This window comes from Tritonibacter sp. SIMBA_163, from assembly GCF_046535935.1.
GTDB classification, from domain to species: Bacteria; Pseudomonadota; Alphaproteobacteria; order Rhodobacterales; family Rhodobacteraceae; genus Epibacterium; species Epibacterium scottomollicae.
On the sequence record NZ_JAWJBP010000004.1, the window covers coordinates 278,526 to 298,693 of the forward strand.

Sequence of the window (20,168 nt, forward strand, 5' to 3'; positions counted from 1 at the left end):
TGCGATGGCCGGTTTCAGACCCGTTTCCGCTGTGCAGTGGCAGTTTTTTGCCTGAGTGATCTTGTGGCCCCTGTGCCTCTTCAGCATGGGGAAGGCACCACCTGAAGTGCGTTTTGTAACGATCTGTTGGTTTTGGATAAATGGAAACTGCGCCGGTATGTCTACCGGCGTTTTTTACTGGACGAAGCTTCAATTCTCTTCTCAAGCCGGTGTGCCCAGAGCGCGCCCAACTCCTGCCATCTTCTTGACCGTTAATAAATTGTTGGCCTAGAAGTGGCACAGGTAAAGAGACCCGCTAGATCAAATGCGGGCTCACAACCCGAGGAGAGCAGTTGTGGTAGTACAGGTTGCACGCCGGTTTCGGCGCGGTTTTTGTGTGTTTGCGTTGGGCGCAACATTGATCGCCGGGAGCGCATTTGACGTTCAGGCGAATGAGGTCAACGCTCCCAAGAATGACCCCACCAAAGTTGTACTTGCCTCGGGGTCAGGCAGCTATGTTTGCACCCCTGCAGGTTTTGGTAAAAAGTCCCGGTGCTATCGCCGTTGACGCGGTGTCAGAGATCTGTAGCACCGATTTCCGCAGGTTTTCAGACGCGGGCCTTTCCAACTCGGTCCGAGTGCGTGGTGCCCTCTAGAGAAGCACATGGCGGCGCTTGAGCCGTCGTCTCTATCAGTTTGATATAGTGTCTTTTCTGGTCTCATTTGAGGTGCCAGCCATATACCTGTCACGGCAGGACGGTCGATACGCGAAGCGCTGCGCGCACTCTGACCATGGCACCAATTACACATGTCATGTTGGCGGCGTGTGCCTGCTGGCACGGCTTGCTGTGTCGCCGGCAAAGCGACCGTTTCTCTAGCCTTGTTACGACGCGCTGCGCGGAACCATCAGCTGTTCCTTCAGGCTCATAGGGGCCGCAGGCGGCTCTTCGAAGTTCAAGCCCTTCTCCAAATGGCGCAGATGCTCATCCACCAGCCGGACCAGCTCGTCTACGCTGCCGTTCTGTAGGGCGTCGACAATCCTGTCATGCTCATCCTCCGCGCAGGAAGAGCTGCCAGTGCGGGAGTACAGTCCCAGAATGAGCGTGCTGCGCATCGTGAGTTCCGACAGGAACCGCTCCAGCACAAGATTTCCTGCTATTTGCGCGATACGCATGTGAAACTGACGCGAGGCGCGCAGCTCCGCAGGTTTGTCTCCTGCCCTATGGGCCTGGGCCTCCTCGATGATATTGTCGCGCAGAAATGTGATGTCGCCAGCAGAAGCCTGACCTGCGGCATGCCGCGCAATGGTGCTTTCGATCGCGCGGCGAGCCTGAAATATGTCGCGAGCCTCTTTCGGGGAGGGCGTCATCACAAACGCACCGCGATTTGGGCGCAGCTCCACAACTTGCTGTGCCGCAAGCGACGCAAGCGCCCGGCGCACATTGGCCCGGTTACAGGCAAACAGATCACTCAACGCCTGCTCGCCCAACTTGGTGCCAGCTGGCAGTCGCTGTTCAGCGATGGCATCGAGAATCGCGTTCACGATCAAATCTTCGGGAGAATCCTTCATCGGGCCCTGAAAAGTTTTTCTTGCACAGAGGCAACTTAAGGACCGGAGGGCTGCATTGCAATGGCATGAGGCGACGGCATGCTTGACTTGTTATCAAGGATTGTTAACAAAATATGGCAACAAAGGAGGAGCTCATGAAAATTCTCGTCGTCAATCCCAATTCGACCGAGTCGATGACAGGGAAGATCGTCGAAGCGGCCAAGACTGTCGCCGGCCCCGGAGTGACCATTCTGGGCGCCACTGCCCAGGGCGCACCGGCCAGCATCGAAGGCCATTTCGACGAGGCCATGTCACTGCCCGGTCTGCTGGCGCAGGTTGCCGCGGCCGAAGAACAGGGTGTGGATGGGATCGTGGTTGCCTGTTTCGACGATCCGGGCATCGGCGCCTGCCGCGAACTGGCAACCGGGCCGGTCCTTGGTATTTGCGAGGCTGCGGTAAAGGCGGCCAGCATGCTGGCGACGTCCTTTTCGGTTGTGACCACTTTGCCGCGCGCCGTGCCGGTGATCGAACATCTCGTGCACGGCTACGGGCTTTCGCACCAGTGTCGCCGGGTGCGCTCTGCTGAGATTCCGGTCCTCGCACTGGAAGAAGAGGGCTCTGACGCGCGCGACAAGATCCGTCGTGAAATCCTGCGCGCCATCGAAGAGGACCATTGCGAAGCGGTTGTTCTGGGCTGCGCGGGCATGGCGGACCTGACTGCATGGCTCAGTGAGGAAACCGGCATTCCGGTCATTGATGGGGTCAGTGTTGCCGTCCGAATGGTCGAGGCACTGGCGAGCTGCGGCCTCAAGACCAGCAAAATAAATGCATACGCGAGGCCCAATAAAAAGTGAGCCCAGAATAAACTAGGAATGTCAGGGAGGAAGACATGACCATGAATACAGATCTGGAGGCTGCCGTGGGTGGTGGCACAGACGGACACACAGAGGACCATAGCGGCAAGGGGGTCGGGGAGGAGAGCCTGGCGCCGCAGCAGACACGGATCATGGACCCTTGGTCCTACCTGTTTGCCTGGCTTGGCGGTTGCGTGTCGATCGGGACATTTACTATCGGCTCGGGCCTGGTGGGGACATTGAACCTGCTGCAGACCCTCGTCGCGATCGGCATTGGTTGCACGGTCATCGGCGCAGCACTGATGATCAACGGGCAGGCCGGGCATAAATACGGCATCCCCTTCATGGTGCAGGCGCGGTCTGCATTTGGCTTTTCCGGTACCCGGCTGCCAGCGCTGGTGAGGTCCGTGCCCGCCATTGTCTGGTTTGGCTTTCAAAGCTGGATCGGGGCCGGCGCGCTCAATCTCGTGTCTGATACGCTGTTTGGCTATGACAACATTGTGGTGTTCTTCATTGGCTTTCAGCTTCTGCAGATCGGCCTGTCGGTGCTTGGCTTTCACGGTATCAAATGGCTGGAGAACATCGGCTCGGTCTTTATCATCGGGTCGCTGGTCTACATGTTCTTCAGCGTGATCAGCAAATACGGCGAGGAAATCTCGGCCAATCTGGTCAATGTCGAAGGCACCTGGGGGGCTCCGTTCTGGGGCGCGACCATGCTGTTCCTGGGCATTTACAGCACCATGATGCTGAATGTGTCCGACTATTCCCGTGAGCTGCGGCGCAATGTCGGCCCGGTTCGACAGATCGCCATCTATGCCAACTCGATCCTGCCCGCGACATTGTTCATGGGGTTGATCGGCCTGATGGTGTCTGGCGCAACCGGCGAAGTGGATCCGATCAAGGTGTTCTCCAGCGCGGTGGACAACAAGCCGCTGCTTGTGATCACGCTGCTGTTCATCGCTTTTGCCCAGGTGACCACAAACATCCTGAACAATGTGGTTCCGCCTGCCTATGCGCTGATGGATATCTTCAAGATCAACTTCAAGACATCGGCAGTTATCGTCGGCCTGCTGGCCTTTGCCACATTTCCCTGGGAACTGGTGAAGGATGAGTCTGCCGCCGGGCTTAGCCTGTTCATCCAGACCTATTCCGCCTTCCTCGGACCGATCTTCGCCATCCTGGTGGTGGATTACTTCATCCTGCGCAAGCAGGAGCTGGATCTGACAAAGCTGTATGACGAGAACGGACCCTACAAGGGCGTCAACTGGGCTGCGGTGATCGCCATGGGGCTTGGGGTGGTCGCTGCGCTGATCTTCTCAGGGATCTCCTGGTATGCCAGCCTGCTGCCTGCCGGCCTGTCATACTACCTGTTGATGAAGCACTGGCCCGCGGCCAAGCGGTTCATGGAGTAGTCACAGTCACGGTGTGACCAAGGAAAAGCCTCGCGTTCAGCGAGGCTTTTCCCATGTGTGAGTGGCCCGTTTGCCGTTCAGTTCGCATGGAAACGAAACGCTTTCAGCGACGCGCTGACGGCGAATACCTGCGCGGCTTCGCCGAGGTGGCGCTAGTGCGGCAAGCACTCGACCCGGTCGCCACTGTTGGCGTCAAAGGTCAGAATGCGGTTGGGTTCGACAAACAGGTCGATGTTTTGTCCGAGGGTCAGAGCCAGGTCGGCAGGCAGAGTGGCCGTCACACGCGTGTCGTTGAGGGCCACGCTGACAATCTGTTCAGGGCCTGTCAGCTCAACCAGATCGACAGTGCCTGAGAGAGTGATCGCCCCGTCAAATGCTTGGGTTTTCAGGGCTTCGGGACGAATGCCGACAACAACGGGATCGGTGGGGCGGAGGTCCTTTAGGACAGCGGCGCCGCTCGCGATTTCCAGACCGCGTTCCGTTTGTTGCGTCGTGAGGATATTGATCGGCGGAGAGCCCATGAACTCTGCCACGAAGCGCGAGGCTGGTCGGTTATAGATCTCCTCCGGTGTTCCAAGCTGCTCGATGCACCCACCTCGCATGACTGCGATGCGCGAGGCCAGTGTCATCGCTTCGATCTGGTCATGGGTCACGTAGACGACGGTGACGCCGAGCATCTGGTGAAGGCGCTTCAATTCGCTGCGCATCTCCAGCCGCAGTTTTGCATCGAGGTTGGACAATGGCTCGTCAAACAGAAACAGCTTTGGCTTGCGGACCAGCGCGCGCCCGATCGCAACCCGCTGCCGCTGCCCGCCGGACAGATCGCCGGGCTTCCGGTCGAGCAGGTGGTCGACCTGCAAGACCTTTGCCGCTTCCAGCACGGCTTTTTCCCGGGTGGAGCGGTCGATGCCGCGCATCTCCAGCCCAAAGCCGATGTTGCGCGCCACCGAGAGGTTCGGATAGAGCGCGTAGGACTGGAAGACCATCGCAATGTCGCGGTCCTTGGGGTGAACGCCGTTGAGCCTGCGCTCATTGAGGGTGATGTCGCCAGAGGTGGGATCCGAGAGGCCGGAAATCATGCTCAGCAGCGTTGATTTTCCACAGCCCGAAGCACCGAGCAGCACCAGAAACTCGCCGCTTTCCAAATTGAGGTTGATGCCCTTCAGCGTTTCAAGCGTGCCGTAGGATTTGCGGATTTCACGAAGTTCGAGAGTGCTCATGCTGGGACTTCCTGCGGGGAGGTTTCAGAATAGACGCGCGGGTTGGTGGAGATCGCCGTGGAGGCAACGCCAACCGCGGCCGTCAGAGCGATGTCGATCTCTGCGCCTTTGGCCAGCTCGGCCAGGAAGGCTGCGTTGAACACGTCTCCGGCGCCGATGGTGTCCTGAACACGCACCTTTGGGGCGCTGGCGACAAAGGTCTGACCGTGATGTGAGGCGATGGCCCCGCGCGGCCCGCACTTGATCACCGCAATCCCGTCCTGCGGCAGGCGTTGGGCAAGGGCAGCAAGCGCGCTGGACGCGTCGTCCTGCCCGGTCAGGTTGGTGGCCTCGATCTCGTTCAGCAGAACGATGGTGCTGCGCGCGACCCAGCCCTCGACCGCGTGGCGCACGTCCGTGGTCCACCCCGGCAGGGGCCAGCCGGTGTCCAGCGCAACCTTGACGCCGGCGTCCTGGGCCCGGTCGAACAGAGCGTCATAGTGTGCGGCCAGACGTTCAGTCAGAAAGCACCCGCACAACAGCAATATCCCGCCAGAGAGCGCCGCCCAGTCGAGTTGCGCGTCCACTTGTGGCCAGTCCAGTTCAGGAAGATGCCCCATGGTGGTGTAGAAAGTGCGTTCCGCATCTGGATGCGTGATGCCCACGGACAGGGTTGTGGGACCGTTTGTTCGACTCCAGCTCAGGGCGCCGGGGCCAAACCCTTTTCGAAGCCAGTCGCCAAAGTGATCGTTGCCGGTATTGGCGGCACATTGGAACGGCACGTTCATGGCCTGCCATGCGAGGGCGGCGTTGCCGGCACTTCCCCCGACGCGCAGGTCGTCATCGGCGCAGAGAACCTCTGTGCCGGGGGTCGGCCAAGGCGCGATAGGGCCAAGGATCAGGTCAACATTCACGTTGCCTACCGTTGCAAGCGGTCGCGTCATCGTCATTCAACCTTTGTTACCTTGGAGCATCGCTGCGGGGTTCCGACGTCGGGTACGCGTGCGGCGGCGAAATCGACCATGAATTTCTGTGCAGCCGACAGGAGGGTGAAACAGGCGGCAAGCCCATGGCCCTTCGGGCAAGAGATCATATGTGCGCCATCGACAGGTGGCAGAGCCGAGGCATCAAATATGATCAGCGGGGATTTGCTTTCGCGCACCACAAATTCCGCAAGGTTCGTCACATATGTCGCGGAAGGATCAGCGGCGCGGAACATGACGACCCCGACATCCGGGTGGAGCATCTCGACGGGGCCGTGCCGTAGTTGTCCGCTTTCAAGACTGAAGCAGGGCAGGCGCGACAACTCTGTCAGACCCAGAGCGATGGCCTCGGCCACGCCTTGTTGGTTGCGGCCCGAGGTCACGATGGTGCGGACATTCGCGAAATGGCTGATCGCCTTCTGCATGTCCGGCGCGGTGGCTTGTGACATGGCTGCGATCACCGGCGCGAGATCTGCCCCGAGATGCTGAAGCACCGCAGCATGCAATGCCAGTGTCACGGTGAGGGAGCGGGTTGCGGCAAAGGGAATTTCCGATCCGCCGGCGCCCACGAGGCAGGGGACGATCCCGGCGAGAGAGGAGGCGCCCTCCATTGTCAGACCAAAGGCGTCCTTTGGGGCGCGCCCTTCGGAGAACCAGCGCAGGACCTCGGCGCTTTCGCCGGATTGAGAGGTCACGATCGCCGTCCATCCATCGAGTGGCAAGGGGCTGTCCAGCTGCTCCGACAAGGGCAGGGCAACTGCCTCGATGCCAAGCGCGCGGTAACTGGGTTCAAGGGCCCGGCCGACTGCATGCGAGCCACCCATGCCAAGAAGGATCAGCCGCCCGGTGCGCCGGATCGCCTCGGCGATGTCGATGGCGATGTCGCCCGATTGGGCAATGCTATCGCGGCTGTCGGACATCTGCCGCGCCATTTCGGCGTGTATCGTCGTCATGAAGTCAGATTGGGGTTCAAGTAGGGTTGTCATCCTTTGACACCTCCGTTGGTAAGCCCCGAGATCAGGGAACGTTGCATGAGAATGCCGATCAACACCGGCGGCAGGGCGGCAATGACCCCGGCGGTCGCAATCAGCCCGTAGTCGGACACCCGCCCTCCGGCGAGGTCGGCAATGGCGACTGTCAGCGTCTTGGCGTCTTGGTTTGATGTGAACAGCAGCGCGTAGAAGAACTCATCCCACGCCAGTAGAAAGGCAAAGATGGTTGCCGTGGCGATGACTGGCATGGCAAGCGGCAGGATCACGATCCGCAGCATCTGGTCCAGACGTGCACCGTCGATCGCGGCCGCGCGCTCCAGATCTTTCGGGATCGGGTCGAAGCCGGACTTCAGCAGCCAAGTCACAAAGGGCGCGAGAATGCTGAGATACACAAGCCCCAGCCCAAAGACGTTATTCAGAAGTCCGAATTTCGCCAGAATGAAGTACAGCGGGATGGACAGGGCGACCGGCGGCAGCATGTAGGTCGCGATGATACCACCCAGTACCCAGCCCAGTCTGGGGTTGCGCGACAGGGCCCAGCCCGCCGGGATTGCAACCATGATCGCGGCGATCGTGGCCATGCCGGCGACCTTTATGCTGTTGAACAGAGAGGCCATGAAGGCCTGACCCGCACTGTTGTCAGAGCGATCAAACAATGTCGCATAGCGCGAGATGTCGATCTCGTTCGGCCACCAGCGCAGGGGCTTTGCGGAGAGATCGGCATTGGAGGAAATGCTCATCACGAACAGCCAGGCAAGCGGCATGAGGATGATGAGCGCGACAAGCAGAGCCATCAGGTGGATGAACAGGCGGAACCAGCGGGATTGATGTTCCATCAGCGGGCCTCTCCTGCAAAGCGACGCATGATCATGAGATAGGCCACGGCCAGAACGGTAATGATGAGCGTGATGATCAGGGCAAGTGATGCGCCTGAGCCAACCCGTTGAAAGGCAAATGCCTCCTGATAGACAAGGATCGACAGGCTGCGGGTGGAGTTTGCCGGTCCGCCTCGGGTCATGATCCAGATCAGGTCAAACACCTTGAAGGCCTCGATGGTGCGCAGGACTAGCGCCACCATCAGCGGCCCGATGAGATAAGGCATGATGACATAGCGAAAGCGTTTCCAGGCGTTGGCGCCGTCGGAAATGGCGGCCGCGCGAATGTCCTTTGGTACGGCCTGCAGGGCGGCCAGTGCGATCAGTGCCACCAGCGGAAAGTTCTTCCAGACATCGGCCACGATCAGCGCGGTCATCGCACTGCTGGGCTCTCCCAGCCACGACCGATAGGTGTCCAGCATGCCGATCTGGGTCAGCAGCGCATTGAGCGCGCCGTATTCGGGGTTGTAGATCAGCCGCCACAGGGTGGCGTTGACCACTGTTGGGAGGGCCCAGGGCAGGATCATGAGGGCCCGCAGGAGCGTGCGCCCGTAGAACCGTTGATTGAGCAGCAGCGCAACCAGAACGCCGAGGACAAGCTCGATCGAAACCGACCAGACGCTGAACCTCATTGTTGCCCAGAACGCGGACTGAAAGTTCCGGCTGGATACCGTTCTTGTGTAGTTGTCGGCGCCTATGAACTCGCCGCTGGTGCCGGCCAGCCGTGCATCAGTCATCGACAGTCGGATGGTATCAACCAACGGCCAGCCGATGACTGCGATCATCACCAGCACAAGGGGAAGCATCAACAATAGGGCACGCGGAGACATGCGTTCTGAAAACATAAGATCAGCCTATGGTAGGGGGAAGGGGATCTGGGCAGACCGGAGTGGCAGGGCGCGTCTGGCGCGCCCCGCGATATGCGATCTCAGAGACCGCTGTTGTCTGCAGCACCCTGCAGGGCGTCTTCGGGCGATGCCATGCCCAGAAGCGCTTCTTGAATGCCTTGTTGCAGCGCCATCGACATCTCCTGATAGCGGGGAGTCATCGGGCGCGGGTACATCGCGGCAAGGCTCTTGCTGGCGGCGTCGATTAGCTCTTCCTGACCGGCGGTGACCGCCGTGTCCTCATAGGAGGACTTCCAGATGGGCAGGCTGAGTTTGGCATAGGTGTCCTGCACCGGCTGCGACGTCATGTGGACGATGTAATCCCATGCAAGATCAGGGTTTTCGGAGGTGCTCGGAATACCAAGCCCCATGGAACCGTTCACCGCGGACACGGAGGAAGATCCCTCAACGCCCGGCGCGGGTACAACACCGACGTTGCCTGCGACCTTGCTCTCTTCGGAGGTATTGGCGAGATTATACATGTAGGTCCAGTTGAGCGCGAAGGCCGCGTCTCCGTTCTGGAACACATTGCGGACATCCTCTTCAAGGAATTCCTTGGAATTGGGGTTGGTCAGGCCTGATTTATAGCTGTCGACCATGTATTGCAGCGCATCAAGGCCACCGCCGGTCTGAAATTCCGGCGCACCCTCCTTCAGGAAGTCGCCGCCAAAGGCACTGAGCAGGGTCGTATAGTCACAAATAGCGGCTTCGGCCTGTGCCCAGCTCCAGACGATCGGATGGTCGACGAGGCCAGCATCCTTGATTGTCTGTGCGTCTTCCTGCAATTCGGCCCAGGTTGCGGGAGGGGTGTCGATCCCGGCCTGTTTCAGCATGTCCTTGTTGTAAAACAGATACTTGGTGTCGAGAATCCAGGGCATGCCGTAGCTCTTGCCGTCGTAGTCCACGGTGGTCCAGGCCCCCGGCAGGATACCGGCTTTCATGTCCTCGGTGATCTTGTCGCTCACGTCGAGCAGGATCCCGTTCTCGGAATATTCCGCAGGCCAGATGACGTCGAACAATACGACATCGTAGCCGCCGCCAGCACCCTGAGACAGCACGGTCTTGTCATGCAGCCCTTCGTAGGGAACAAACTCCAGGTTGATCTTCACGTCCGGATGGGCGCTCTCGAAGCTTGCGGTCATCGCCCGGATATCGTCTTCGCTATAGGCTGCCTGAGCCATGAACAGCGCGTTCAACGTGGTCTCGGCCATTGCGGATGTGCCGCAAAGTGCGGTTGCAGCCATAAGGGCCGCCCGAAGTTTCAAAGTCATTGGTTCACTCCTGTTGATATCACGACGTCGGGCAGGCCCGACCCCTTCCGGTTTTGTTGCGTCCACTGCGCCAAAGTACCTGGGCTGACTCATCCGGCTATTAAGTCCAAGTGGTGGACTTAATGCTTGCAGAAGCACTCCGCAGCTGTCAATGTATTTTTGATGAAGCAGCCCGTACCTCAGATTCACGCCATGTTTGGAACGTCTTCAGGAGCCGCTGGTGTCCACAACCGGCGCGTGGTGATCGATGCGATCCGGGTCAATGGTGCCCTGTCGCGGGCAGCCCTGGCGCGGGCGACAAAGCTTGCCAAGCAAACATTGTCCAACATCATCGAAGATCTGGAAAAGGAGGGGTTGGTTGCTGCGCAGGAAGCCGTCCTTGAGGGGCGCGGAAAGCCGGCAATTCCTTATGCGCTCGCCCCGTTGGGAGCATTTTCCGTCGGGCTGCAGATCGACAGGCATGTGGCTCGATGCGTCATCGTGAACCTTGTCGGTGAGGTCGAGGTCAGGCGTGATGTCGCGGTTTCGACCGGGGACCCGGGGGCGGGAATGATCGAGCTGGCCCAGCTCGTGCAGGGCGCACGCGACGAACTGGAGCAACGCCATCCGAATTCGATGGAGCGGATCGTGGGGCTGGGGGTGGCGATGCCCGGACCATTCGGCCCGCAGGCCGGAGTTTCCACCGAAGAATTCACCATGGCCTTCTGGCAGAAATATCCGTTGGTGGAACGCCTTGAAGCCGCGACGGGATTGTCCGTCAATTTGCAGAACGACGCGGCGGCGGCGGCCATGGCGGAGAAGCTGACCGGCCAGGCCCATGGCAAACAGAATGCGGTGTGCATCTACCTCGGCTACGGGCTTGGCGCGGGCCTGATCATCAACGGGGAAGTCTACAACGGAGAGCGCGGAAATGCAGGTGAGATTGGTATGATCTGCATGAAACCTGGCCAGTTGACGACTGATATTCTTGAACAGTTGCTCTCTCTGGGTGGGTTTTGCGCGCGATTTGGCGTGAACCATTCTGCGCCGGACATATTTGCGCGGATCACAACCCTGCTGCGGAACAAACATCCGGGCGTCGAAGAGTGGCTCGACCAATCTGCCGGTTATCTCGCCTGGGTTGCCAATATCGTACAGCTCACCTTGGATCCGCAGGCCGTTATCCTGTGCGGCACCGCTCCGAAAGAAATGATCAAGGCGCTTGTCGAACGGACCAATAGCTTGTTGGGACCTGATCGAGAGCGGCAGATCCTGGTTGGTCTCTCGGATCCCTGGACCGTGGCGCTTGGGGCGGCTGCCGAACCGATCAGCCGGAGTTTCGATCCAAAATATGCCGCCTTGCTAAAATCAGGTTGAGCGGCGCGATGCCGTGCAGGCGTGCGCTTTAACTTATGAAATGTCAGAGTATCATTGCGCATCGCTTCCACGCAGGCGACGACGCGCGCGTCGCCCATCGCGACAAGGAGATCAGACATGACAGAGGTATCGATGTCCGAGGCAGGGGTTGTTGTTGATGCAACTCTTGTTGCCAAGGCATTCGGGATTGCGCCGGACGTGGTGCGGCAAGAAATGCGCGACGGCACCATCACAAGTCAGAGCGAGACCGGCGTCGCAGAGGATGCAGGGCGCATGCGGGTGACGTTCTATCGTGCGGACCGGGCGTTCCGGCTGGTGATTGCCGAGACTGGGGAGATCCTGTCGCGCGCGACATTCCCGGTGCTCGCCCGTCGCCGTTCCGCACCGCCTGATGTGGACTAATTGCTCTGCAATCATTCCCGAAAGGCCTCTGTGTGGTGGCGCAACGGGCGACACCAAGCATCTCGCCCCGCTGAATGACCGAGATGTATCGAGGGCGCTCCCCTCTGACTAATGCACGATAGATATGGCTTTTTTGGGGGGGGAGCCAGAGCAGAGACTGGCGGGTGATCCTGCAAATTGCCGAGAGCATCACGGTCCAAGTGCCGCATATAGATACTGGCGTGATCAGATCAGGCGCCCGTGACCTCTGAATTTTGCGGTCCGTTTTCGGAGGGCTTGTCTTCGAGGGCAAAACCCGCCATGAGGATTTTGTTCTCAGGGCGGGGTGAAATTCCCCACCGGCGGTGACAGCCCGCGAGCGCCTGCCATGTGGCAGGGTCAGCAGATACCGGTGGAATTCCGGAGCCGACGGTTAAAGTCCGGATGGTAGAGAACCAGTCGCAGGTGGCCAGGGCCCCTGTGGCCGGGTACGAAATGCCTTGGGACCATTTGAACAAGACAGGATGGTTCTATGACTGACACACTCAAAATCGCCTTCGTGAAGGCCCGCTGGCACAGCGATATCGTCGATCAATCTTTGGTCGGCTTAAATGCACGTCTGGAGGCGGCGGGACGGGCCGCAGAGGTGAATACCTTTGACGTGCCCGGGGCCTTTGAAATGCCACTGCTGGCCAAGAGGCTGGGGGCGAGTGGCAAATACGACGCGGTGGTCTGTGCGGCGCTTGTTGTCGATGGCGGTATTTATCGCCATGATTTTGTTGCCGCCAGCGTGGTCGAGGGATTGATGCGCGCGCAGATGGATACCGGAGTGCCGGTGTTCTCCGTGTCGCTGACGCCGCATCATTTCCAGCCGAGCGAAGAGCATCTGGGCTTTTACCACCAGCATTTCGTCAAGAAGGGCGAAGAAGCGGCCAATGCCGTGATGATGATCGCGGATCTGGAGGTCTGAATGTCCGGGGAATTGCCTGCATTTGCGTTTGCCACCGCCGGAGCCATTCGTTTTGGACGGGGCGAGGCACTCCGGGCGGTTCCCGATATGGCCGCGCTGGGCAGCCGCATCCTGCTGGTGACCGGCGCGACTGTGCAGCGGGCGGCATGGCTTGTCTCTGCCTTGCAGAGCGCGGGTTGCGTCGTCACGCTTTGTCCAACGGCGTCGGAGCCGGATGTTGACATGATTTCCGCCGGCGTCGAGCTGGCACGCGCGAAGGGTGCCGAGGCCGTGGTTGCGCTGGGCGGTGGCGCGGCGATCGATGCGGGCAAGGCAATTGCTGCATTGGTGCCGGCGTCCCGGCCATTGATCGACCACCTCGAAGTGGTCGGGCAGGGGCTGCCGCTGGATCACGCGCCATTGCCGTTTGTGGCGATCCCGACCACCGCAGGCACCGGAGCAGAGGTTACGCGCAACGCGGTGATCGCGGTGCCCGAGGTGCAGCGCAAGGTCAGCCTGAGGGATGCACGGATGTTGCCACGCATTGCGGTTGTGGATCCCAGCCTGAGTGACGGCTGTCCGCGCCATGTCACATTGGCCTCAGGGTTGGATGCAATCACGCAGGTGATCGAGCCCTACATCTGCACACGCGCCAATCCAGTGACCGACGCGCTGTGCCGGGCCGCAATTCCGGCCGGGCTGAAGGCACTGCCGCGCCTGCTGGTGGGCGAGGACGCCGCAGCGCGGGACGCGATGGCCTGGACCTCGCTGTGTGGTGGGCTGGCACTGGCGAATGCAGGTCTTGGTGTGGTGCACGGGCTTGCGGGGCCGCTTGGCGGTCTGTCTGATGCAGCGCATGGTGCTATCTGTGGCGCGCTGCTGCCACATGGGCTTGCAGCCAATGCGGCCTATGCAGATGCCGGAACCGCGGCGCGTCTGGATGACATTCGGGGCTGGATTGGGCAGGCGCTGGGCTGTCGCACTGATGCAGCTTTCGCGTCACTTGCGGAATGGTCGCGCGATCAAGGGGCGCCGGGGCTGGATGCGCTCGGTATTGATGCAGAGATGAGGGTAGCGGCGGCAAAGGCGGCGGCATCCTCGTCGTCGATGAAGGCGAACCCGGTGAGCCTCAACGAGGAAGAGTTGATGCGCATCATGGACGCCGCCCGTTGATGAGCACAGACATGGGGCGCGCCTTTGCTGTGTTGGCTGACGAGGGCGGACGCGAGATGGGTCCGCCCAAGAGATTTCACGCCGCACCATCGGTCTGAGGCCGGGATCGCTGTGCCATCAGCGCAGCGCTCTTTGCAGAGGCTTAGCGCTCTACTGTCGCGTTTTGCTTGTTCTTCTCGGCTGTGGCCTTCATGCGCGCCAAGAGGTCCGCCTTTGACGGGCGCTGACCAAATGGGTTCTCCTTGGAGCCTTTGGCATTGTGCTCGGTGTGGCGTGGATTTTTCTTGCCCGTCTTGGGGCCGCCCGACGTCCCATAGTCCATTGTACAGATCACCTTCTGAGGTTGTTTGAAATGTCATGCACGAAATGAGCGCAACACTACAAGCGGAACTTGAACGGATATCGGATCTGGCAGGGCACCGTTTCGGCGCACCGCTCGGCCAAGTAGCCTGAACTCTGGGGAGGGGGCGGCAGGCGCCAAGGCGCCACCAGACGCGGGATCTAGGTCTGGGTTCCGGGGGAGAGCGCTTCTGCGAGGGTGTCGATTTCTTCGGCGGCCCCGAAAAACAGCGGGACACGCGCGTGCAGGCTGTCCGGGGTGCGATCCAGGATCGAGGTCACCCCGTCTGTTGCCTTGCCTTCGGCCTGCTCGATCAGAAACGCGATGGGAAAGGCCTCATAGGCGAGGCGAAGAAAACCGCCCTCATATCCGGCTCGACTGTCCGCCGGGTACATGAACACGCCGCCCTTGCGCAGAATTCGGTGCAGATCGCCCACGGCGGCGGCAATCCAACGCATGTTGAAGTCGCGACCTCGCGGTCCCTCGCGTCCGGCAAGAAGCGCGTCGATATAGTCCCGCAAGGGCTGCGGCCAACGTCGCAGATTGGAGGCGTTGAACGCGATGGTCGAGGTGGCCGGGGCAATCTTCACATCCGGGCTGTCGACATGGAACACGCCGGTGACCGGATCACATGTGGCGATATGGGTGCCCGATCCGGTGCTGAACCCGAAATCAACGCTGTGACCAAAGGAGACATAGGCCGCGGCCAGGATGTCTCGGCCCGACCGTAGCATGCTGTCGTTTGCGTCGAAGATGCAGAACAAAGCGCCCAGAGGTGCGCCAATCCCGATACTGCCAGAGCCGTCAATGGGATCCATCGCAACGTCGAATTGCCCGTCCGCATTCAGGGTGATGACGTCATCGCTCTCTTCTGACAGCACGCGTGCTACGTCGCACTCCTGCAATACTGCCAGGTAGTGATCATGCGCGCCCATATCGAGCGCCTTCTGTTTGTCACCGGACTCGTTCACCCCGACCGTTGCAGTCGGATCGCCCGACAGCCGCCCCTGAGCCAGACGGGTCGCCAAAGGTGCGCTGGCATCCGCGATGACCTCAAGCAGACGCGCGAGTGCGGTGCTTTTAAGAGACGCGTCCGCGCGGTTGGTCAGGAAGCTGGCGAGCGTAGGAGCACAGATTGCACCGTCATCTTTGAGTATCAATGTGTTGGGTGTCATCTCTGTTCTGTCTGTCCTGTGGCGGTTTTTGATATGGCGACCTGCGCAGGTCGCAGGGGTGGGGCGCGGCATCTGACGGGACCAGCGCTGCGCCCGAGCCAGGGTCTTGGACCACATTCGCCGCGGATGTGCCAGTGTCTCTTGGTGGGATGGGAGGCGGCAGCTGGGAAGGTTCGTTCCGGGCGGTGTCATCGGACCTGGGGGCGGTGGAAGAGGCGAGGCTGCCCGTTTCTGTCTGGACCGTGTAGACCCTTCCCGATATCGAAGCGCAAATTGAGGCGGGTGCCCACGCCAGTGCAATCGGTCAACCGAGACGCGTGCTGCGTATCCTGCTGGCACCAGACCTGCGCTGCGTCCTGTGCAGCCCGGTTCGTAAACTGGTGGGCTGGGACATGAAAGGGAGAGGCATGATGATCGGCACCGAGTGGGCATTCGACAGATATGAGAGCGTCCGGGCGACGCTGCCCGAGGCGGAGTTTCCGTTGACCTCTCGGTCCGGACACGATCTGGGGGATACGGTCGACGATTACGATGCCTATATCCTTGATGCCTTTGGGGTGCTGAACCGGGGCGAAACCGCGATTGAAGGTGCAGTCGAGCGGATGGCAGCGCTGCGGGCGCTGGGCAAGCGTCTGGTCGTGCTTACCAATGCGGCCAGCTACACACGGGCGGAGGTTCTGGCCAAATACCACCGGCTCGGCTTTGATTTTGACGCCTCCGAGGTGGTGTCGAGCCGCGATGTGGCTTTTACCGCGCTGCCGGAGCTTCCCGCGGGGCAGGTCTGGGCCGCTGCTGCTGCCGAGGGGGATGACTTCAGTGATGCCCCCGTCGGTGCGCGGATTGAACATCTGTCTGATGATCCGGATCTGTTGCGCAATGCGGGGGGCTTCTTGCTTCTGTCCTCCGCCCGTTGGAGCGCGGCCGATACCACCGCACTGACAGAGGCGCTGCTGGACAATCCGAGGCCGCTGATTGTTGCAAACCCCGATCTGGTCGCCCCCCGAGAGGACGGGCTGTCGGTGGAGCCCGGCCTGATTGCCCATGAGATCATCGAGCGTACGGGCGGGCAGGTTGCTTTCTTTGGCAAACCGTTTGGAAACGCTTTTGAAATTGCGCTGGCGCGTCTGCCGGGGGTATCGCGGGATCGGGTCGCCATGGTAGGCGATACGCTTCATACAGATGTGTTGGGGGGCGCGGCGGCTGGTATCGGCTCCGTTCTGATCACGGATCACGGTCTGTTCAGCGGTCAGGATGTCGCTCCCTTCATCACGAGGTGCGCAATTCGACCGAGCTGGATTGTCGCGACGACCTAGTATCGCAACACTGCCGGGAAATTGGCGTCCCGGGTCGAAACCTGAGGATGGGAGACTGGATTGACGGCATTTTTGATACAGATCGCAGGGGCGGCCGCACTGCTGCTCTGGGCGGTGCGTTTGGTGCGCACCGGGGTGGAGCGGGCTTTTGCCACGCAGTTGCGGCAGGGGTTGCGCCGTGCGTCCGACAACCGGGTGTTGGCCGCTGTGTCAGGGATGCTGTCCGCGATGTTGCTGCAAAGCTCCACTGCCGTTGCGATGTTGGTATCGAATTTTGCCAGCAAGGGCGTTTTTACAGCCGCAGTCGGTGTGGCGATGCTGCTGGGGGCCGACCTCGGGTCGGCTCTTGTGGCGCAGATCCTGTTGGCACGTCCTGGGGTTCTGGTACCGGCGCTTCTGCTGCTTGGGGTGGTCCTGTTCCTGCGCAGCAATCAGCGCAAACTGCGTCAAACAGGCCGTATCCTGATCGGATTGGCACTGATCTTCGTTTCGCTTGATATGCTTCGCACCGCCACAGCGCCGATCATCCAGAGCGAGGGGGCGGTGGCGATCCTCGGCTATCTCGATTCCGATCTGCTTACGGCGTTTCTGCTTGGCGCGGTTTTTGCATGGGTGGTGCATTCCAGCGTGGCGGCGATCCTGCTGTTTGTCACCATGGTCGCGCAGGGCGCCTTGCAGCCAATGGCTGCGATGGCGATGGTGCTGGGCGCCAATCTCGGTGGTGCCATGATCGCCTTTGTGTTGACGCTTGCCGCTGACGTGCGGGCCCGGCGGATCGTGACCGCCAATCTGGTCTTGCGCGGCGGGGGCGCGATTGCCGTGCTGCTCGCGCTCAGCTTTCAGGTGTTTGATCCGGCTTGGCTGGGCCAGGACGCCGCTGTTCAGGTGATGAACCTGCACCTTGCGTTCAATCTTGCGCTCTGCGTTCTGGCGTTGCCCTTCGCCGGTCTGATCGCAAAGCTGAGCGAGCAGATGATGCGAGACCAGAGCACGCAAACCCTTGGTCGTGGGCTTAGCGCATTGGATCAGGCGGCGCTTGAAGATCCGCCGCGCGCCCTGAATTGCGCCGCGAGAGAGCTGCTGAGGATGGGGGAGGTCATCGAGAAGATGCTGGTCGCCGCCATGGGGCTTTACGAAACCTGGGATGACCGGGTGGCGACTGCGATCCAGGAGGATGAAAAGGCGCTGCGGCGTATGCATCTGGATCTAAAGCTTTATCTTGCGGGAATGAACCGTCACAAGCTGGATGACAACGCGGTCAACGGCGCGATCGAGGCGTCCCTTCTGGCGGCCAATCTCGAAGCCGCTGCGGATCAGGTCTCCAGGAAAATGATCGAACTGGCCCGCAAACTGTCCAGCGAGGGGATTTGCTTTTCCAAGAGTGGCAAGCAGGAAATCGGTGATTTCATGGATCGTATTCAGGCCAATGTGCAACTGGCGCTGACAGTCATGATGACACGGAACCCGGACGATGCCCGCGAATTGGTCGCCGAGAAGGAAAGCATCCGCACTGCCGAACAGCGCCTGCAGAGCAAACATCTCTCTCGGCTGCGCGAGGGCGTGAGCGAGAGTATTGAAACCAGCGCCATTCACCAGGAGACGCTGCGTATCTTGAAGCAGGTCAACACGTCTTTCGCCATGGCGGGCTATCCGATCCTCGATGAGTCCGGTGATTTGCTGTCAAGCCGGTTGTCTGCCCAAGAGTGATCCATGCGCTGAAGCGAGGCGCGGACCGGATATTCACTACAGAACGCGCCGGTCACCTTGAGATGTTAGTGTTCAGTGGTGATATGCCTCACCACATGCTATCCGAAACGCACCCTGTCTGGATCAGCTGTTTACGAGGATATGACGATGCGTGACTTTCCAAAGATCTGGTTCCTGCGCCATGGGCAGACCGTCTGGAATGCCGAAGGCCGGGTTCAGGGGCAGCTGGAATCGGACCTGACGGATCTTGGTATTGCACAGGCGCACCAACAGGCGGTTCTGATGGCGCCGATCCTCGCACAAGAGGCGCCGCCCTGCCTGGTTTCGCCACTGCGCCGGGCGCAACAGACCGCAGGGATCGCCCTTCGCGGCAACCGTTTTGTGACGGAGCCGGATCTGGCCGAGGTGCAGGCTGGGCGTTTTGAGGGGAGGACCCGCGCGGAAATCGCGGCAGAGTTCCCCGAGATCGACGCTCGGGTGCAAACCCATCTGGATCTCTTTTGTGCCGCCCCGGACGGCGAGGGCTATGCGCAGTTCCACGGCCGGGTGTTGGGTCTGCTGCGCCGGCTGGATGCGCCAACCGTGCTTGTGGCGCACGGTTTGTGGGGGCAGGTCTTGCGCGGCATCATCTGCGGTCTGGAGCAGGATGAGATGGCGGCGCTGCCCAATGAGCAGGGCTGTGTTTATGTTCTGGAAAACGGCACGGAAACCGTGCTGCGCTGACGGGTTTCACATTTTCTGCAAAAAGCGGGAAATGCCCTCTTGCACTTCTCGCGCGTATTCACTAAATCCCCGCTCACCGGGTCGTTAGCTCAGTTGGTAGAGCGCTTCGTTTACACCGAAGATGTCGGGAGTTCGAGCCTCTCACGACCCACCATCTTAACTCATGAAAAAATGAGATTTCTCAGATCTCGGCACTGAGTTACAAAGTGTTCCTTGGTTCTGTGAACCTAGCGGTGCGCCTTCAGGTTCATAAAATCCAGCGCATTTACGGCGTCGGTCATGTGTTCTGGCAGGTAGCGACCGTAGGTCGAGAACGTGATTGCTGTGTTGCTGTGGCCTAAAACTTGGCTCACTTTTTCCAACGGCACACCACTGGCCAGCATCGTTACCGCCGCCGTGTGCCGCAGATCGTGGATCCGGACATGCCCGATCTTTGACCTGGTCACCGCACCTTGAAACCCGTTGCGGATCGACTTGATCTGTCCGCTGGCATATTCGACAGACATGTTCTGAGAGCGCGGCTCGATACGCCACATCCAGCACGGCGCGGGTGCTCGGGTTCATCGGCACGACGGCTCGGCCTTTCCTGGTCTGGGAATCTTCGAGCCTAAGATTGATGGTGCCCCGGTCAAAATCTACACGGTCCCATGTGAGAACCAGGACTGCGCCAACCCTCCCTGCGGTGCCTAGAAGCAGGATGAGAGCGAGCCTGATGTGGGGTTCAATTGCACCATCGATCAGTGCGCGGGCTTCACCAGCTAACAGGATGCGCTTGTCGGTCAGGGGGTTGGCAGGGCGCCATATCTTCGGCGCAGTTTCGATCACCTTGGTGTCGCAGGCGAATTTCAGAGCTGAACGAAGGTTGCCGAGTTCGGTGTGGACGGTGCCTTGGCTCTTCCCTGCTGCGCGGCGCAGCGCCTCGTACTCGATGCAGGTCTTTTTCAACACGTTGTTGGGGCGCAGGTGTCCGAAGTGGCGTTGTTGCAGAACTCTGACCGCGAAGGATTCACAACACGAATCCATACGGTTAGACGGGTGGTATGAGCAAGC

19 protein-coding genes, 1 tRNA gene and 1 riboswitch are annotated in these 20,168 nt (G+C 60.3%); of the genes, 10 read left to right on the plus strand and 10 right to left on the minus strand.

What is annotated here, in order from left to right; all coding sequences use genetic code 11:
* Positions 1 to 862: 862 nt before the first annotated feature.
* Positions 863 to 1,549 carry a GntR family transcriptional regulator gene (locus R0J92_RS10180; RefSeq protein ID WP_411051577.1) on the minus strand — a complete coding sequence of 229 codons (687 nt, stop codon included), beginning with the start codon at positions 1,547 to 1,549 and terminating at the stop codon, positions 863 to 865.
* Positions 1,550 to 1,683: 134 nt separating this feature from the next.
* On the opposite strand from R0J92_RS10180, the gene R0J92_RS10185 reads away from it, so the two are divergent.
* A complete protein-coding gene (locus R0J92_RS10185) occupies positions 1,684 to 2,382 on the plus strand; it encodes an aspartate/glutamate racemase family protein (RefSeq protein WP_106165130.1) in 699 nt (232 codons plus the stop codon).
* A 35-nt stretch (positions 2,383 to 2,417) separates the two neighbouring features.
* Positions 2,418 to 3,794 (plus strand): NCS1 family transporter, encoded by a 1,377-nt coding sequence (locus R0J92_RS10190; protein WP_411051578.1) that lies wholly within the window; start codon positions 2,418 to 2,420, stop codon positions 3,792 to 3,794.
* A 152-nt stretch (positions 3,795 to 3,946) separates the two neighbouring features.
* On the opposite strand, the gene R0J92_RS10195 is transcribed toward R0J92_RS10190, so the two are convergent.
* The 6 genes from R0J92_RS10195 to R0J92_RS10220 all read right to left on the minus strand — a co-directional run bounded on the left by R0J92_RS10195 (position 3,947) and on the right by R0J92_RS10220 (position 10,001).
* On the minus strand, positions 3,947 to 5,014 hold the full coding sequence (locus R0J92_RS10195; protein ID WP_411051579.1) for an ABC transporter ATP-binding protein: 1,068 nt from the start codon (positions 5,012 to 5,014) through the stop codon (positions 3,947 to 3,949).
* A complete protein-coding gene (locus R0J92_RS10200; protein ID WP_411051580.1) occupies positions 5,011 to 5,937 on the minus strand; it encodes a carbohydrate kinase family protein in 927 nt (308 codons plus the stop codon). Before R0J92_RS10200 ends, R0J92_RS10195 begins: the two co-directional genes overlap by 4 nt.
* Positions 5,938 to 5,939: 2 nt before the next feature.
* Entirely contained in the window at positions 5,940 to 6,962 is a 1,023-nt protein-coding gene (locus R0J92_RS10205) for an SIS domain-containing protein (protein WP_411051581.1), read from the minus strand.
* Positions 6,959 to 7,804: a carbohydrate ABC transporter permease gene (locus R0J92_RS10210; protein WP_106165134.1), complete on the minus strand. Its 846-nt coding sequence runs from the start codon at positions 7,802 to 7,804 to the stop codon at positions 6,959 to 6,961. The genes R0J92_RS10205 and R0J92_RS10210 overlap by 4 nt, the downstream gene beginning before the upstream one ends.
* Complete coding sequence (locus R0J92_RS10215; protein WP_411051582.1) at positions 7,804 to 8,649, minus strand: carbohydrate ABC transporter permease; 846 nt, start codon at positions 8,647 to 8,649, stop codon at positions 7,804 to 7,806. The genes R0J92_RS10210 and R0J92_RS10215 overlap by 1 nt, the downstream gene beginning before the upstream one ends.
* A gap of 122 nt (positions 8,650 to 8,771) precedes the next feature.
* Complete coding sequence (locus R0J92_RS10220) at positions 8,772 to 10,001, minus strand: extracellular solute-binding protein (protein WP_411051583.1); 1,230 nt, start codon at positions 9,999 to 10,001, stop codon at positions 8,772 to 8,774.
* Between the two features lie 162 nt (positions 10,002 to 10,163).
* Here R0J92_RS10220 and R0J92_RS10225 point away from each other — a divergent pair, with 162 nt between their 5' ends.
* From R0J92_RS10225 to R0J92_RS10240, 4 genes are all read left to right on the plus strand, one after another.
* Positions 10,164 to 11,357: an ROK family protein gene (locus R0J92_RS10225; protein ID WP_207796970.1), complete on the plus strand. Its 1,194-nt coding sequence runs from the start codon at positions 10,164 to 10,166 to the stop codon at positions 11,355 to 11,357.
* A gap of 117 nt (positions 11,358 to 11,474) precedes the next feature.
* Positions 11,475 to 11,759, plus strand: a complete 285-nt coding sequence (locus R0J92_RS10230; protein WP_411051584.1) for a DUF6522 family protein — start codon at positions 11,475 to 11,477, stop codon at positions 11,757 to 11,759.
* A gap of 307 nt (positions 11,760 to 12,066) precedes the next feature.
* Positions 12,067 to 12,198: riboswitch (FMN riboswitch) on the plus strand.
* 72 nt (positions 12,199 to 12,270) lie between these two features.
* Complete coding sequence (locus R0J92_RS10235) at positions 12,271 to 12,708, plus strand: 6,7-dimethyl-8-ribityllumazine synthase (RefSeq protein ID WP_411051585.1); 438 nt, start codon at positions 12,271 to 12,273, stop codon at positions 12,706 to 12,708.
* Positions 12,709 to 13,860: an iron-containing alcohol dehydrogenase gene (locus tag R0J92_RS10240; RefSeq protein ID WP_411051586.1), complete on the plus strand. Its 1,152-nt coding sequence runs from the start codon at positions 12,709 to 12,711 to the stop codon at positions 13,858 to 13,860. It abuts the gene before it with no gap.
* A 142-nt stretch (positions 13,861 to 14,002) separates the two neighbouring features.
* Here the strand turns inward: R0J92_RS10240 and R0J92_RS10245 are convergent, their stop codons facing one another.
* Complete coding sequence (locus R0J92_RS10245; RefSeq protein ID WP_106165141.1) at positions 14,003 to 14,182, minus strand: hypothetical protein; 180 nt, start codon at positions 14,180 to 14,182, stop codon at positions 14,003 to 14,005.
* Positions 14,183 to 14,361: 179 nt separating this feature from the next.
* Positions 14,362 to 15,375, minus strand: a complete 1,014-nt coding sequence (locus R0J92_RS10250) for a class 1 fructose-bisphosphatase (RefSeq protein ID WP_411051587.1) — start codon at positions 15,373 to 15,375, stop codon at positions 14,362 to 14,364.
* A 410-nt stretch (positions 15,376 to 15,785) separates the two neighbouring features.
* Here R0J92_RS10250 and R0J92_RS10255 point away from each other — a divergent pair, with 410 nt between their 5' ends.
* From R0J92_RS10255 to R0J92_RS10270, 4 genes are all read left to right on the plus strand, one after another.
* Positions 15,786 to 16,688: an HAD-IIA family hydrolase gene (locus R0J92_RS10255; RefSeq protein ID WP_411051602.1), complete on the plus strand. Its 903-nt coding sequence runs from the start codon at positions 15,786 to 15,788 to the stop codon at positions 16,686 to 16,688.
* A gap of 60 nt (positions 16,689 to 16,748) precedes the next feature.
* A complete protein-coding gene (locus R0J92_RS10260) occupies positions 16,749 to 18,395 on the plus strand; it encodes a Na/Pi cotransporter family protein (protein ID WP_411051588.1) in 1,647 nt (548 codons plus the stop codon).
* 147 nt (positions 18,396 to 18,542) lie between these two features.
* Positions 18,543 to 19,118 (plus strand): histidine phosphatase family protein, encoded by a 576-nt coding sequence (locus R0J92_RS10265; RefSeq protein ID WP_411051589.1) that lies wholly within the window; start codon positions 18,543 to 18,545, stop codon positions 19,116 to 19,118.
* 78 nt (positions 19,119 to 19,196) lie between these two features.
* Positions 19,197 to 19,272: transfer RNA gene (locus R0J92_RS10270), tRNA-Val, on the plus strand.
* 73 nt (positions 19,273 to 19,345) lie between these two features.
* Here the strand turns inward: R0J92_RS10270 and R0J92_RS10275 are convergent.
* The gene (locus R0J92_RS10275; protein WP_411051590.1) at positions 19,346 to 19,654 is read right to left on the minus strand and encodes a tyrosine-type recombinase/integrase; all 309 of its coding nucleotides are present in this window, start codon (positions 19,652 to 19,654) and stop codon (positions 19,346 to 19,348) included.
* Positions 19,655 to 20,168: the final 514 nt, after the last annotated feature.

Coding starts and splice junctions, on each gene's coding strand:
- R0J92_RS10210 (WP_106165134.1), bottom strand. CDS start 7,804: ATGGAACATCAATCCCGCTGGTTCCGCCTGTTCATCCACCTGATGGCT.
- R0J92_RS10235 (WP_411051585.1), top strand. CDS start 12,271: ATGACTGACACACTCAAAATCGCCTTCGTGAAGGCCCGCTGGCACAGC.
- R0J92_RS10185 (WP_106165130.1), top strand. CDS start 1,684: ATGAAAATTCTCGTCGTCAATCCCAATTCGACCGAGTCGATGACAGGG.
- R0J92_RS10240 (WP_411051586.1), top strand. CDS start 12,709: ATGTCCGGGGAATTGCCTGCATTTGCGTTTGCCACCGCCGGAGCCATT.
- R0J92_RS10245 (WP_106165141.1), bottom strand. CDS start 14,182: ATGGACTATGGGACGTCGGGCGGCCCCAAGACGGGCAAGAAAAATCCA.
- R0J92_RS10230 (WP_411051584.1), top strand. CDS start 11,475: ATGACAGAGGTATCGATGTCCGAGGCAGGGGTTGTTGTTGATGCAACT.
- R0J92_RS10195 (WP_411051579.1), bottom strand. CDS start 5,014: ATGAGCACTCTCGAACTTCGTGAAATCCGCAAATCCTACGGCACGCTT.
- R0J92_RS10205 (WP_411051581.1), bottom strand. CDS start 6,962: ATGACAACCCTACTTGAACCCCAATCTGACTTCATGACGACGATACAC.
- R0J92_RS10275 (WP_411051590.1), bottom strand. CDS start 19,654: ATGTGGCGTATCGAGCCGCGCTCTCAGAACATGTCTGTCGAATATGCC.
- R0J92_RS10250 (WP_411051587.1), bottom strand. CDS start 15,375: ATGACACCCAACACATTGATACTCAAAGATGACGGTGCAATCTGTGCT.
- R0J92_RS10200 (WP_411051580.1), bottom strand. CDS start 5,937: ATGACGCGACCGCTTGCAACGGTAGGCAACGTGAATGTTGACCTGATC.
- R0J92_RS10180 (WP_411051577.1), bottom strand. CDS start 1,549: ATGAAGGATTCTCCCGAAGATTTGATCGTGAACGCGATTCTCGATGCC.
- R0J92_RS10215 (WP_411051582.1), bottom strand. CDS start 8,649: ATGCTTCCCCTTGTGCTGGTGATGATCGCAGTCATCGGCTGGCCGTTG.
- R0J92_RS10225 (WP_207796970.1), top strand. CDS start 10,164: ATGAAGCAGCCCGTACCTCAGATTCACGCCATGTTTGGAACGTCTTCA.
- R0J92_RS10255 (WP_411051602.1), top strand. CDS start 15,786: ATGATCGGCACCGAGTGGGCATTCGACAGATATGAGAGCGTCCGGGCG.
- R0J92_RS10265 (WP_411051589.1), top strand. CDS start 18,543: ATGCGTGACTTTCCAAAGATCTGGTTCCTGCGCCATGGGCAGACCGTC.
- R0J92_RS10220 (WP_411051583.1), bottom strand. CDS start 10,001: ATGACTTTGAAACTTCGGGCGGCCCTTATGGCTGCAACCGCACTTTGC.
- R0J92_RS10190 (WP_411051578.1), top strand. CDS start 2,418: ATGACCATGAATACAGATCTGGAGGCTGCCGTGGGTGGTGGCACAGAC.